Raw genomic sequence first — 13,259 nt, 5'->3', positions numbered from 1 at the left:
TTCCATGCGGCACCACACCGCCGGGCCCGGGCCGATCGCCCTGACCGCCATCGGCACCCACCTCCCCGGTAAGCGGCTGCGGAACGCGGAGGCCGCGCCATCGCTGGCCGTGACCGAGGAGTTCTTGAACACCAAGATCGGCATCACGGCCCGTGCCGTGAAGGAACCCGGCCAACGGGCCAGTGACCTGTGCGCCGCGGCATTCGCCGATTTGTGCGGCCGTATCCGGATCGCCCCCGCCGCGATCCAACTCTGCTGCGTCGTCACCCAGAACCCGGATATGCCAATACCACATACCGCCGCGATCCTGCACGAGAAACTCGGACTGGCGAAACAGTGCATGACCTTCGATCTGTCCCAGGGCTGCGCCGGATACACCCACGGGCTGGCCGTGGTGACCGCCCTCGCCGACCGCTTCGGCTTCGACCACGCGCTGCTGTTCACCTGTGATCCGTACAGCGAAATCGTCGACCCGCACGACCGGGACACGGCCCTGTTGTTCGGCGACGGCGCCACCGTCTCATACTGCGCCACCGGCGCCGGGGGATACCGGATTGTCGATGCCGATTTCGGTACCGTCCCGGGCACCTCGTCGTTGATCAGGTCCGATACCGATCGCCTGGCGATGCAGGGTCGCGGCGTATTCCTGAACGCGGCCCGGGAAGGTCCTGCGAGCATCCGCCGGGTGCTCGAGCGCAACGATCTCACGATCGGTGATATCCGCGTGTTCCTCGTACACCCGGGTTCCAAACGCATTGTCGACACGCTGCGTGACGACCTCGAAGTCGACGAGAGCCGGCTTCCCTTCGAGATCGCCGAATACGGCAACACGGTCTCGTCTTCCATCCCCCTGATGCTCGCCGCCCGCCTCGGGCAGCGGCCGCCTACCGACATCGTGCTCAGCGGTTTCGGGGTGGGCTTTTCCTGGGGGACCTGTCTGATCCGTGCCACCGAAAAGGAGAAGTAGATGACCACCGCACGAGATATCGCCGAACTGATGACGGATTTCGATGTGGATCTCGACGCGCTGCGCGCCGATCTCCCCCTCGAAGACCAGGGTGTCGACTCGATGGATATGAGCGCGCTGCTGGTCCGTATCGAACGCGCCTTCCACGTCGAGATCTCCGACGCCGAGGCCGAAAGTCTGCGGTCACTGGACGATCTGGCGATGCGGGTGAACCACGATCGTTCCTGACCGTTCAGGCCGGGCGCGCGCAGCGATCCGGCCGCTCGAACACGGAGGTCGGCCGTGAACAGTGCCGAAGCACTCGTGCGCCCACCGCATTCCCGGGCCGGTCGCGGGAGCCGGCGATGATTACCCGCCGTGCGCCGGGCAAACTGTTCGTCGCCGGTGAATACGCCGTGCTCCGGCCCGCCAATCCGGCGGTCCTCGTCGCCGTGGACCGCTATGTGGCCGTCACGATCGCCGAGAGTCCGTCCGATACGACGGTGCTTTCTTCGGATCTCGGCGGCGGGAGCACGATGCGGTGCACGCGCCGTTCCGGGCGCCTCGTACCCGTATCCGGCCGAGACCCGGGACTTTTCGGGTTCGTCCTCGCGGCCGTGGGGGTGGTCGAACGGCTCCTGGCCGAATCGGGTGGGCAACCGAGCTCTTTCCGGCTGACCGCCAGGGGAGAGGGCATGACCGAAGGCGGGCACAAGCTGGGCTTCGGTTCCAGCGCCGCGGTGACGGTGGCCACGGTCGACGCGCTGGCCGCGTTCTATCGACTACACCTCGGCCGCACCGACCGGTACCGGCTGGCAATGCTGGCCTCTCTCGCGGTCGGCCCGAACGGTTCCGGTGGCGATATCGCCGCGTCCACCTGGGGCGGGTGGGTCGCCTACCGCAGTCCGGACCGGCACCGCGTACGGGAATTCGTTCGGGGTGGATCGGTCACCGCGGCATTGCGCGCACCGTGGCCGGGTTTCTCGGTGCGCACGATACCGCCGCCCGAACGGGTCGGCCTGCTGGTCGGGTGGACCGGCCGGCCCGCTTCGACACCGGCGCTCACCGCACGAACCGGGGACCGGCACCACCGGATCGACGCCTGCCCCGGATTCCTCTCGGATAGCAGGAACGCCGTCGAACACCTGGTGAACGCATTGGCTGACGACGATGTGTATGCCGTCGGCCACGGAATACGCCGGGCACGAGAACTTCTCTACGCGCTCGACGCGACGACCGGCCTCGGCATCCGGACAGGTCACCTTGATGTGCTGTGCACCGAAGCGGAGCGCGCCGGGGCGGCCGCGAAGCCATCGGGCGCCGGTGGCGGCGACTGCGGCATTGCTGTCCTGGACAGCGAGCGCCCCGCGGTGGCCGCCGAGGTGACCCGTCGCTGGCTTGCCGCCGGTATCCGGCCCGTGCCGGTAGGGGTCCACCCCGGTGCGGAATACGAGCGGTGAGCCTTTGCCGCGGTCCCGGGGGCCGTCCGGGCCCATGCCTGTCCTGGTGGGACTCGGGCATGGGCGCGGCGGCGAATCGAGAGAATTCAGATCACGGACACCCGGCGATAAGGATGTCCATCGCCGGGAGTGCCACGGCCTCATTGTTCCCGGTTGTCCAGGTGTCTACGTAACGCGTCGAGCGGGCCGTCCCAGTCCCGCGCCATCGCGGCCAGGAATTGCTGCGCAACCTGCATGGGCGCGGAATCGAGGCGGTACCGGATGCGCCGCCGCTCCCCGGGTTCCGCGATCACCAGGCCCGCCTCCGACAGCAGGGCCAGGTGTTTGGCGATCGCCTGTCGGCTGATGGGCAGTCGATCGGCGAGATCGGTCGCGGTGGCCGGGCCGCCGGCGGCCAGAGTGGCAAGGACCGAGCGCCTGCTGGGATCGGCGAGCGCGACGAAGACCCGTTCCGCGATGATTTCCTGGTCAGGCTGCATCGAGGTACTGGACGAGTTCGGCGAGTTCGCTGGCCCAGCCGTCGGTGTTGCCGCCGAAGGCGATGCGGTGTTCGTCCTCGGGCAGTTGCGCGAAGCCGGTCTCCACCACGGTGAGCCGCGTGCCCGCGCCGACGGGTTCGAGAGTGAACTCGACATAGGTGCGTCGCGGATCGTCCTCGGACAATCCGAAGATCTGCCAGGTGAATCCGAAGATGCTCGGCTCCTCCACCCGCTCCACTCGCATATTCGCGGTATGCCCGCCCTCCCACGTCATCCAAGCCGCGCCACCGGGACGCAGGTCGATCGTCGCCGTATTGCCGAACCAGGAACCGAGCCCTTCGGCGGTGGTGAGTGCGGCCCAGACCTTGGCGGGCGGATGTGCGAGTTCCATGGTGCGGGCGATCTGATCGGGGAATCCCATTGCGTACTCCTTTATAGCAACCAGTTGATTGCGATAAATACTATTGCAACTGGTCGGTTGCGTCAAGGGCTGCTCGGTTCTCCATGAACCGAGTACTGACTTCGGTATGCCGCCCGGGCAGCGCACTGCGCCCAGGGCCTGTCGCGGGCACTCTGTGGCCGGGGGAACAGCAGATCGACCAGTCTTCCGCCGGCCGGGGGTACTCGAACTGCTGGACGTGCTCGACGACTACGCCTACCCGGTGCCGGTGATCTGTGAGCCGTCGTACGCCGCGTCGCCGCTCCCGGTCCGGTCGTCGATCCGCCGCCCTACCGGCGCAGCCAGATCTTCCCCGGACCCCGGCATCTGATCGTCCACTTCGATCACATCGCCGATTGTTACGGCCCGGGACCATCGCGGGGGAGAGACGATTCTGCACGGGTGAACCGCGCGCCGGCGCACAGTTGGGTTCCGATACCGCAACGCGCGGCGCGCGCATCCTCGACCGCCCTTCTCCGCGCCTACACTCGCCCGAATGCATCGACCGATCACTCGGGAAGCCTGAGCGCATGCGGGGCATCGACTTCGGTGGGTTCGCGCGGCTCGCGACAGGGGCGATGGCGTCGACCGTCCGTATCGGATCCGCCACCGCGCTGGTCGCCCCAGCGCTCGTGGGCCCGGCGGTCGGGCCGGTACGCGACTGGGCCCGGGTCGTACTCGGCGGTCCACCGCGCAGGGGCACCGACGAGGTGGGCGTCGACCCGGCGTGGGCGTCCGGACGCAGGCTGCACATCGATCTCGACCGGACCTTGCTGGGGACGAACGGCACTGCCGGGCCCGCGGAGCTCGCACGGCTGGTCGCCGGGAGGCCCGGTGTCGTATCCGCGCACGTCGAGGCCGTACTCGGACGGTTGGTGATCGAACTGGCGGAGACGGCGGATCCGGACGAGGTCCGCGCGACCATCCGCCCCGCGGCCGACCTGCCGAGTGCCGGGCAGGAGGAACCGGGAACGCGATACCGCGGGCTGGTCACCGATCCCGGGGACCCATTGGCGGTCGCGGTTCCGGTGGTGGCCGCGGTGGCCGATGTTCTGGCGATCGGTACCTCGGTGATCGGCCGGCTGGGCCGGTTTCCCCCGGCACCACGGGCCGCTCGGGCCGCCGCGGCGGTGATCAACCATCAGCCACGGATCGTCGCGCTGCTGGAGTCGAAGCTCGGACGGGCCGGTACCGATCTGCTGACCAGTATGTTCTCCGCTACCGCGCACGGGCTCGGCCTGGCGCCCGCCGCGCCGCTACTGGATCTCGTCGCGCGAACCGCCCAGATCTCCGAGGCACTGGCGCGCCGGCAGACCTGGTGTGAGCGCGAACCCGGCCTCGCGGCCGCTACCCGGCCGCGCGGGCCGGCGCCCGCGACGATCTTCGCGGCGGAGCAGGCCGGTTCCGAACCCCGCCCCGCGCCCGAGGACACGGCCGCCGCCGGTCCGGTCGAGGAGTACGCCGAACAAGCCGCGAACGGATCGCTAATGGCGGCCGCGGGCACCCTGCTCGGGGGCGGTACCGCCGACGATATCGCCGATACGCTGCTGGCCGGCATACCGAAAGCGGCGCATATGGGCCGGGAGGCGTACGCACTCGTCCTCGGCCGTGGATTGGCCAAGGCGGGCTCATTGGTGCTGGACCCGGGGGTGTTGCGCCGGCTCGATCGGGTGCGGGTGGTCGTCATCGACGGTGCGGCATTGCGTGGCGATACCCGGGCCGTGCTCGATGTCGAAGTCTGCGCACCGGGATGGCACCGGGGACGGATCTTCGAGATCGCCGACGCCCTGCTGCACGGTGAACAGATCCCCGCCTCCGCCGACGAGATCGGTTTCGACAGTGTCACTCTGCGATGGCACGAACCTGCGGCTGCCACCATGCCGGGGACCGACCGCGCCGACCTGCTCGCGGATGGCGCGATGGTCGCCACCGTGACGATCGGATGGGAGCTCGACCCCTGCGCCGTTCCGCTGATCGAGACCGCCCGGCGTACCGGTGCGCGGGTGGTGCTGCGCAATACAGGTGGCACCGAAGAACTCGGCGCTTCGGTCACCGCCGCGTACGACCCCGGCACCGGCCTGCTCGACCTCGTCCGGGAACTGCGCGCCGACCGTGGCCCGGTACTGCTGATCTCGTCGCTGCATCCGGACGCCGATGCGGTGGACACCCTGGCCGCGCTGGCGCTCGCCGATATCGGGGTCGCCGTCGACGATCCCGCGGCCGCGGCACCGTGGACCGCCGACCTCGTCACCGGCGCCGACCTCGCCGATGCGGTCCGAGTGCTCGCGGCCGTCGTGGCCGCGCGCCCGGCGATCGACACCGCCGTGCGCCTGGCCAAGGCGGGCAGCACATTGGCGGGCCTGCTCGTGGTGACCGGGGAGACCGGCCGGCGGAGCCGACTCGCGCTGGGACAGTGGATCGCTCCGGTCGACGCGGCAGGCGCGACCGCCTGGATCTTGTGCGGGCTGGCCGCGCAGCGGGTGGTGCGATCACCGGACCCGCCGCCGCAACCACTCACCGCCTGGCATGCGCTCGACCCCGCCATCGTGTACGCGCGCGTCCTCCGCGGCCGGCGGGCCGCGATTCCGAACCCCGCGCCGGGTTGGCGGCGGAAGGTTGTCGTCCTGTCGCACAGCGTGGTGGGCGAACGACTGCGCGTACCCGCGGCACTGCTGGGCCGGCTGGCCGGGGCGGCCCGCCGGGAACTGAGCGATCCGCTCACCCCGGTTCTCGCCATCGGGGCCGCGGCCGCCGCGATCCTGGGCAGCAATATCGATGCGCTGCTGGTCGCGGGCGTGATGAGTGTCAACGCACTGGTCAGCGGTATCCAGCGGCTGCGGGCCGAGGATGCCGCGGCGGCCCTGTTCGCCGAACAGGAACAGGCTGTCCGCCGGGTCGTCGTTCCGCGAGCGGCCGCCGAGAACCGGCTGGAGGCGGCGCGGACCTCGGACCGGGTCACCGTCGTCTCCGCGACCCGGCTGCGGCCAGGCGATGTCCTGGAGCTGCGGGCACCAGAGGTGGTACCGGCCGATGCCCGGCTGCTGGTCGCCCAGGATCTCGAGGTCGACGAGTCGTCGATGACCGGTGAGTCGGTGCCGGTGCTCAAACACGTCGAGCCGGTGGCCGGCCACGCCGCGGAACGCGCCAGCATGTTGTTCCAGGGCAGCACGATAGTCGCCGGCAGGGCTCGCGCCATCGTCGTGGCCACCGGTCCGGCCACGGTCGCGAATCGCGCGATCTCCACGGTGTCCGGCGTGGCACCGGCCACCGGGGTCCAGGGCAGGCTGCGTGATCTCACCGGCCGGGTGCTGCCGCTCACGCTGGCCGGTGGCGCGGTGGTCACCGGGTTGTCGCTGGTGCGCCGGGGACCGCTGCGCCGGGCGGTGGCCGACGGGGTGGCCATCGCCGTGGCGGCGGTCCCGGAGGGGCTACCGCTGGTGGCGACCATGGCCCAGCTGGCTGCCGCCCGCCGGCTGTCGAAACTGGGGGTGCTGGTCCGGGCGCCTCGGGCGCTGGAGGCCATCGGCCGCGTCGACACCGTCTGCTTCGACAAGACGGGCACGCTGACACTGAACCGGCTCGCCGTCGTGACGGCGGTACCACCGGATTTCCCACCGGGTGGCGACTATCCGGCGATTACCGACCCACCCGCCGCCGCGGTGGTGCGGGCGGCCGGATGGGCGTGCCCCCGGCCGCATACAGGTGAGGGGCACACCCATGCCACGGACGAGGCCGTCCTCACCGCGGCCGCCCGCCTGCCGGGTGCCGGTCCCGACCCGATCGTGCTCGCCGAGCTGCCCTTCGAATCCTGCCGCGGTTACGCCGCGGCCGTCATCGTCGACGGCGACGGCGGACCCGGCACCTCGGCGCGGTTGGTGCTCAAGGGGGCTCCGGAGGTGATCGTGCCACGCTGCCGGTTCGACAACGGATCCGCCGGCCGGGCCGCGGCGGATGCGCTTGTGCATCACCTGGCGGATCAGGGCCTGCGGGTGCTCGCCGTCGCCCAGTGCGAACTCGACTCCGGGCGGGACGGGACAAGTTTCGATCAGGATCGGATCGAGGAACTGGCCATCGATCTGACCATCACCGGCTACGTCGGTCTCGCCGATACCGTCCGCGATTCGGCGCGCCCCCTCCTGCAGCAGTTGGCCACTGCCCGCTGCGCCGTCGCGCTGATCACCGGGGATCACCCCGTCACCGCCCGGGCCATCGCGCGCCAACTCGGTTTCCCGGCCGACGCCCGGGTCGTCACCGGTGCCGAACTGGCCACCGCCGACGAGAACGGCCGCGCCGAACTGGCGGCCTCGGCCCAGGTTTTCGCACGGGTCGGTCCGGAACAGAAGGTGCAGGTGATCGCGGCCCTGCAGCAGTGTGGGCGGGTGGTCGCCATGGTCGGTGACGGCGCCAACGACGCCGCGGCGATCCGGATGGCCGATGCCGGTATCGGGGTCACCGGGCGCGGTTCCTCACCCGCCCGCGAAGCCGCCGATCTGGTCTTGACCGGTGAGAACCTCACCGCACTGCTCGACGCTCTTGTCGAAGGCCGCAATATGTGGATCGGTGTCCGCGATGCCCTGACCCTCTTGCTCGGCGGTAATGCGGGCGAAGTGGTGTTCACCGTTCTCGGCACCGCCCTCGGTCGCGGCGGCGCTCCGGTGAGTACCCGGCAGCTCCTACTGGTCAACCTGCTCACCGATATGTTCCCGGCGCTCGCCATCGCTGTGTCACCGCCGAGTCCTTCGGCCACGGGGGCGCCGGCCGCGGCGGGCGCCGGCTATCCGGATTCGGTCCTGGCCGCACCCGCTCCCTCGCTCGGCCGTCCGCTGATCGAGGCGATTGTCCGTCGTGGTGCGGCCACCGCCGCCGCGGCGACCACCGCGTGGATGATCGGCCGATGGACGCCGGGTACCCGGCGGCGCTCCGCGACCATGGGGTTGACGGCGCTGGTCGGCGCTCAACTCGCCCAGACGCTGGTGCTGCGGCACGACGATCCGGTCGTAGTGGCCACGGCGGTCGGTAGCGCGGCGGTGCTCGTGGCCGTCGTCGAAATACCCGGCGTCAGCCAGTTCTTCGGGTGCACGCCGCTGGGCCCGGTGGCCTGGGCCGGAGTGCTCACGGCGGTCACCGGGGCCACCGCGCTGGTCGTGCTCTCCCCGGCATGGTTCGCCCGGCGCACCGAGGAACTGATCGATCGTGTCGACCGGTTGCCTTCCACCCCTCCGGAGCGAGATCATCGATATCGTCACGCTCGCTGTCATACCGCTCCGCGCACGCCGGAGCGGACAGAACCGGTAGTTCTCGATGACGAGAGGATCGTGTCCCGTGCCCGCACAAAGTAAAGCGAACAGTACCGGCTCGGCCGCCGCGGCCGACGCCGGCGAAGCGGCCCGCGAGAAAACCTCCGGGTCCCCGGAGAAACCGGACGGGCAGCCCGGCGCCGACACCGCACCCGCGGCGACGCTGGCACTGCCCTTTCTCGATGCGAAGATCGCGATTCCCGGCCAGGGCATCAAGATGAAGGCAGGACCGGTCGAACTGTCCCTGCCCACCCGCTATCTGTACTACGGCGGGCTCGGTGCGCTCACCGTCGCGGGAGCGGTCGAGTGGCCCATCGCGGGTGCGCTCGCGGCGACCGGGTTGATCGTCGGCCGCTTGCGGAAATCCTCCCGGCCCGAGCCCGTGGGCGCCGACACGGCCACCACATAGCGGCCCGGGGGAGCCCCATGTCGAGTGATCGCCCCGACGAACCCACGACTGTGAATCGCCGGGCCGTGCTCGGTACCGGCGCGGCGGCCCTGGGCGGTGCGGCATTCGGTGCGGCAGCGGCCTCGGTGACCGCGTGCGCGGAGCCCGGGGACGCCGGACTGCCGAGCGCGAGCGAGATCGACGCCAACCTGAACACTTCGGCGCATCTGTTCCATCTCGCCGACGCCGAACCGAGCCGCTACGACGGCGGCACCCTCCGGGGTGCGCACGAGCAGAACTTCCCGGTATTGGCCGGCCAGCACGGTGCCGCGTATTTCGTGCGGCTCGAGCCCGGCGGTATCCGGGAACCGCATTGGCATCCCACGGCCTGGGAACTGAATTACCACATCTCGGGCACCGCGAAATGGACCGTGCTCGGGACCCACCCGGACGGCAGCTATCACACCGACGTGTTCGAAGCGCACGCGGGAGATCTGGTCTTCGCGCCACAGGGGTTCTTCCACTATTTCGAGAACGCCCGTAGCGACGCGCCGCTCGAACTGCTCATCGTCTTCAATACCAGCGCTCCGGAGACCAGCGACGATATCGGCCTGCGTGCTGCCCTGAATGCGATCCCCCGCGAGATCACCGCCTCGGTTCTGGGCGTCCCGGTCTCGGCCCTGGCCGATATCCCGGCCGGGGTCGATCCGGTCGTGATCACCAGACGACACTGAATCCACCGGTTCGACCCGGTCGCCGAGGAAGCGGCGGTCCGCGCGTCACGCCTTGTCGAGGCGTGGAAAGAGTACCTCCTGGGCGATCAGGTGCAGGGCGGCCGCGACGGGGATCGCCACCAGTGCGCCGACCAGCCCGAGCAGTGCCCCGCCCAGCAGGACCGCGAGGAGAGTGCTCAGCGCGGGGACCTTCACCGACCTTCCGATGATCTTGGGAACGAGCAGGTAATCCTCCGCGAGGCGGAAGGTGACGAAGAAGACGACGGTGGTCACACAGACCGGAACCGATACCGTCAATGCCACGGCCGCCACCGCGATCCCGGCGATGGTCGACCCGACCACCGGTACCAGATCGAGTACTGCCACGAACAGGGCCAGCAGCAGCGCATACGGCACCGAGAACGCGACCAGCCACAGAAAGGTCGCCGCCCCCGCGATCACCGAAATCAAAATATTGCCGGCCACATAGGCGCCGACCTTGGCGAAGATCTCGTCGCCCAGCAGGATCGCCCGCGGCCGGCGGGAATGGGGCACGAACCGGTACAGCGCGGCCCGCAAACGAGGCAGTCCGGCCAGGAAGTAGACGGTCAGGACCGTGACGATGACGGTATCGGTCAACGCGGTGAACACTGCCTCCCCGGCCGTGGCGATCTCCCCGACCACCGACGATCCGGCGCCGTTCCACGCCTGCGTCAATCGATTCTGCAGGTCGAACCGGTCGTTGAGCCGGCCGGTCCAGGACGTGGGATCGGTGAGCTGATCGAGATACCGGGGGACCGCGTCGATGAACTGCGACGCCTGCTGGGTCAGTGGGGGGACCGCCGCGGCCACCAATCCGGCGAGCGCGGCGCCCCCGACGACGAACACCACGGTCACCGCGGCCCAGCGCGGTACCCGGCGCGCGGTCGCCCACTGGACGACAGGTTCGAGACCGAGGGCCAGGAAGAACGCGACTCCGATCATCACCAGTACGGATTCCACCGCCCGCAGCGCCGCCACGGCGATGATCGTCGTGAACACTCCGGCGGCCGCCGTCATCCCGACGAAGAAGGGGGAGTTCCGGTCGAATCGAGGGCCGAGTCCGCCGCGCGGCTGCGAGCCGCTGCTCAGCGCGGCCGCGGTGCGCTCGGCCTCGCCGATCGGATCGGTGCCGGGGGCGTACCCCGGTGCCCGGTCCGGTCCGGGCTCGTCGTCGGGCGTGCTCATCACCGCACCTCATCCGTCGCGGGCCGGCGGATCGGTCGGCGGGCGATGTCGTGTGGCGAAGATGTCGAGAGGCCGATGCGGCGGGGTGGGCCGGTGGGCAGCGGCTGCCCGCGCTCGCGCTCCGTGCGCAACGCGGGCCCTACCAGCAGCAGCTCGACAATGCCGACCACGGCCACATGTGGAGCATAGATCTGCACTACGCCGACGAACAGAGGGCCGACGTTTCATCCGCAAAGGCATGAGGTGTCCGACACGTGGTGCAGGCCCACCCGGAGTGGTGGCCTCACCTCCCGCCGCTGCTTCCACCACTCGAACAGCCGCCCTCCCCACATTCCGCGGAAGCCGATTCCGCTGCCCGCCGTGGGAGATCCAATGGTCACGGCGGCCCTGCCGGCGGAAGGCGCCACGGCCACCGGGCCGGAACGGCATACTGACCCGCGAAGCGACGGGAGACCCCGCGGAAGTACCGGCAGCGCCGGCGCAGTGAACTCGGCGCGCGGACCGCCGCGGGCGGGGCGCGGTAATTCATCTGGCACACCGGGGCATCGGCACTATCCGCCGGGGCGGTGCCCGCACACGACTGTCGATGATCGAGTCGAATGACTAGAATTGCAGTCGGCCGACGGCCGAAACGGATATCGCAGGTGCGGGTACGCGAACAGCGGGAGCACTACCATGGCAGAACGGTCATGGCAGGGGGAACGCCACCACGGGGACGATTCCGTGGGTGCGCCCGGCGGCCGCGCACCTCTCGTCGATCGCCGAATAACCGCACCCGCCACCCCCGCGGCGCGGGTGGTGGCGGTCATCGCGATCCTGCTGATCGCCCTGGTCCTGGTATACGAAGCGGAGGTCACCTCCCGCGGCGGCGCCGCCCGTTCCTGGGCGACCGCGCTCGCGCTGTCCGGGCTGCTGGTGGCCCGCGGCGTATACCTGCGCCGTCCGATCACCTACCCGCACATCACGGTCGCGGTCCTGGTGCTCGCCATCGCGAGTGTCGCCTACCGCATCCACCATCCCGGCGTGGGCTTCGCCCTGCTCGCCGCAACCGGCTTTGTCCTGGTGCTGCCGCAGCGGGCCGGGTCGCAGCCCTACCGGATCGATCGGGTGGCCGAACTGGTCGGCCGCACGGAAGGCGACCCGCTCGCACCGTTCGCCATGCACTCGGCCAAGGCGTACTTCTTCGATCGGCGATCCACCGCGGCCATCGGCTATCGCACCCGCTTCGGTGTGGCCGTCGTCGGCGGTGACCCGGTCGGTGATCGCGCCGCGTTCCCGGACCTGATCTCGGCATTCTCCGAGTTCGCCGCCGGTCGTGGCTGGCGGATCGCGGTACTGGGCGCGAGTCCGGGCCTGGCCGAGCTGTGGCAGGTGCGCGCCGGGCGGCACCGCGGACTGTACCCGGTGTCGATCGGCAACGACGTGGTCATCGACGTCGACCGATTCGACCTGAGCGGCCGCAAGTTCCGCAATCTGCGTCAGGCGGTGAACCACACCGTGAACGCGGGCGTCGGCACGGAGGTGCGTTACGAGTCGTCGCTGACCGAGGCGCGGCGGGCCGAACTGCTCGCCATTGTCGACCAATGGAGGCGGGGCAGGCAGGTCCGCGGCTTCTCGATGATTCTCGATCATCTACTCGACGGCCGTCATCCGAACATGCTTGTCGTCATCGCCGACGGCATGGACGGGCGGGCGGTCGGCTTTCAGCGCTACGGCATCTCCGGAAAAGGAAAAGAACTCAGTCTCGATGTCCCATGGCGGCGCCGAGACGCGTACAACGGTGTCAACGAGCGCATGATCGTCGATCTGGTCGACTATGCGCGGGGCCACGGTATCCACCGGATCGCCCTGGCCTTCGCGCCTTTTCCGGAGTTGTTCGCTCGGCGGAACACATCACGCGGCGCCCGGGTGGCCCGGCTGCTGGCACATCTGGGCGATCCACTGATACGGCTGGAATCGCTCTACCGGTTCTTGTGCAAATTCCATGCCCTGTCCGAGCAACGATATGTCTTGATCCGCCGCCGGGAGATAGTGGTGGCAGCCGCGGCGCTGCTCGCCCTGGAATTCGTGCCGCGCCACCGGGAACGCTGATGCCGGCCCTGCCGCGGTAGGACTCGGGACATGGGGGCCGGGCCGGCGCTTCACGAAACACGCGGTGTTGTCCGGTCGTGGCACACCGGGGGCCGTGCCGCCGTACTACCTGTTCAGACCGCGCGACCGCCCTTTCCGGACGTAGAATCGTCGGTGACCGGCCCCTCGGCTCGCCTTTCTTTTCGGGGCTTCGGCAGAAACAGTGTGTAGTTTTCGCGT

At 69.8% G+C, this 13,259-nt stretch carries 11 protein-coding genes and 1 pseudogene; 7 read left to right on the top strand and 5 right to left on the bottom strand.

Going from position 1 to position 13,259, the window contains the following annotated elements:
* Positions 1-4 precede the first annotated feature (4 nt).
* The 3 genes from ACQPYS_RS17055 (at position 5) to ACQPYS_RS17045 (ending at position 2,406) form a co-directional block, all read left to right on the top strand.
* Complete coding sequence (locus ACQPYS_RS17055) at positions 5-967, top strand: ketoacyl-ACP synthase III (RefSeq protein WP_433490139.1); 963 nt, start codon at positions 5-7, stop codon at positions 965-967.
* Positions 968-1,195, top strand: coding sequence for an acyl carrier protein (locus ACQPYS_RS17050; protein ID WP_063034888.1), 228 nt, complete (start codon positions 968-970; stop codon positions 1,193-1,195). It abuts the gene before it with no gap.
* Between the two features lie 116 nt (positions 1,196-1,311).
* Positions 1,312-2,406, top strand: coding sequence for a phosphomevalonate kinase (locus ACQPYS_RS17045; RefSeq protein ID WP_433490138.1), 1,095 nt, complete (start codon positions 1,312-1,314; stop codon positions 2,404-2,406).
* A gap of 140 nt (positions 2,407-2,546) precedes the next feature.
* Here the strand turns inward: ACQPYS_RS17045 and ACQPYS_RS17040 are convergent, their stop codons facing one another.
* From ACQPYS_RS17040 to ACQPYS_RS17030, 3 genes are all read right to left on the bottom strand, one after another.
* Positions 2,547-2,885 carry an ArsR/SmtB family transcription factor gene (locus ACQPYS_RS17040; RefSeq protein ID WP_063034886.1) on the bottom strand — a complete coding sequence of 113 codons (339 nt, stop codon included), beginning with the start codon at positions 2,883-2,885 and terminating at the stop codon, positions 2,547-2,549.
* Entirely contained in the window at positions 2,875-3,306 is a 432-nt protein-coding gene (locus ACQPYS_RS17035) for an SRPBCC domain-containing protein (protein WP_063034885.1), read from the bottom strand. The genes ACQPYS_RS17040 and ACQPYS_RS17035 overlap by 11 nt, the downstream gene beginning before the upstream one ends.
* A 234-nt stretch (positions 3,307-3,540) precedes the next feature.
* Positions 3,541-3,672 (bottom strand): hypothetical protein, encoded by a 132-nt coding sequence (locus ACQPYS_RS17030; RefSeq protein WP_433490137.1) that lies wholly within the window; start codon positions 3,670-3,672, stop codon positions 3,541-3,543.
* A gap of 182 nt (positions 3,673-3,854) precedes the next feature.
* On the opposite strand from ACQPYS_RS17030, the pseudogene ACQPYS_RS17025 reads away from it, so the two are divergent.
* From ACQPYS_RS17025 to ACQPYS_RS17015, 3 genes and pseudogenes are all read left to right on the top strand, one after another.
* Positions 3,855-8,486, top strand: a pseudogene (locus ACQPYS_RS17025) (HAD-IC family P-type ATPase); the annotation flags it as partial.
* A gap of 160 nt (positions 8,487-8,646) precedes the next feature.
* A complete protein-coding gene (locus ACQPYS_RS17020) occupies positions 8,647-9,030 on the top strand; it encodes a hypothetical protein (RefSeq protein WP_431937769.1) in 384 nt (127 codons plus the stop codon).
* 17 nt (positions 9,031-9,047) lie between these two features.
* Entirely contained in the window at positions 9,048-9,743 is a 696-nt protein-coding gene (locus ACQPYS_RS17015) for a cupin domain-containing protein (RefSeq protein WP_063034882.1), read from the top strand.
* A gap of 45 nt (positions 9,744-9,788) precedes the next feature.
* Here the strand turns inward: ACQPYS_RS17015 and ACQPYS_RS17010 are convergent, their stop codons facing one another.
* Positions 9,789-10,949 (bottom strand): AI-2E family transporter, encoded by a 1,161-nt coding sequence (locus ACQPYS_RS17010; protein WP_433490136.1) that lies wholly within the window; start codon positions 10,947-10,949, stop codon positions 9,789-9,791.
* Positions 10,949-11,125: a hypothetical protein gene (locus tag ACQPYS_RS17005; RefSeq protein ID WP_157107112.1), complete on the bottom strand. Its 177-nt coding sequence runs from the start codon at positions 11,123-11,125 to the stop codon at positions 10,949-10,951. The genes ACQPYS_RS17010 and ACQPYS_RS17005 overlap by 1 nt, the downstream gene beginning before the upstream one ends.
* Positions 11,126-11,624: 499 nt before the next feature.
* Here ACQPYS_RS17005 and ACQPYS_RS17000 point away from each other — a divergent pair, with 499 nt between their 5' ends.
* Positions 11,625-13,040: a bifunctional lysylphosphatidylglycerol flippase/synthetase MprF gene (locus ACQPYS_RS17000; RefSeq protein WP_433490135.1), complete on the top strand. Its 1,416-nt coding sequence runs from the start codon at positions 11,625-11,627 to the stop codon at positions 13,038-13,040.
* Positions 13,041-13,259 lie beyond the last annotated feature (219 nt).

Source organism: Nocardia grenadensis, assembly GCF_050942415.1.
Taxonomy (GTDB): Bacteria; Actinomycetota; Actinomycetes; order Mycobacteriales; family Mycobacteriaceae; genus Nocardia; species Nocardia grenadensis.
This window is presented reverse-complemented; position numbering and strand designations above follow the sequence as displayed.

Coding starts and splice junctions, on each gene's coding strand:
- ACQPYS_RS17055 (WP_433490139.1), top strand. CDS start 5: ATGCGGCACCACACCGCCGGGCCCGGGCCGATCGCCCTGACCGCCATC.
- ACQPYS_RS17050 (WP_063034888.1), top strand. CDS start 968: ATGACCACCGCACGAGATATCGCCGAACTGATGACGGATTTCGATGTG.
- ACQPYS_RS17045 (WP_433490138.1), top strand. CDS start 1,312: ATGATTACCCGCCGTGCGCCGGGCAAACTGTTCGTCGCCGGTGAATAC.
- ACQPYS_RS17040 (WP_063034886.1), bottom strand. CDS start 2,885: ATGCAGCCTGACCAGGAAATCATCGCGGAACGGGTCTTCGTCGCGCTC.
- ACQPYS_RS17035 (WP_063034885.1), bottom strand. CDS start 3,306: ATGGGATTCCCCGATCAGATCGCCCGCACCATGGAACTCGCACATCCG.
- ACQPYS_RS17015 (WP_063034882.1), top strand. CDS start 9,048: ATGTCGAGTGATCGCCCCGACGAACCCACGACTGTGAATCGCCGGGCC.
- ACQPYS_RS17010 (WP_433490136.1), bottom strand. CDS start 10,949: ATGAGCACGCCCGACGACGAGCCCGGACCGGACCGGGCACCGGGGTAC.
- ACQPYS_RS17000 (WP_433490135.1), top strand. CDS start 11,625: ATGGCAGAACGGTCATGGCAGGGGGAACGCCACCACGGGGACGATTCC.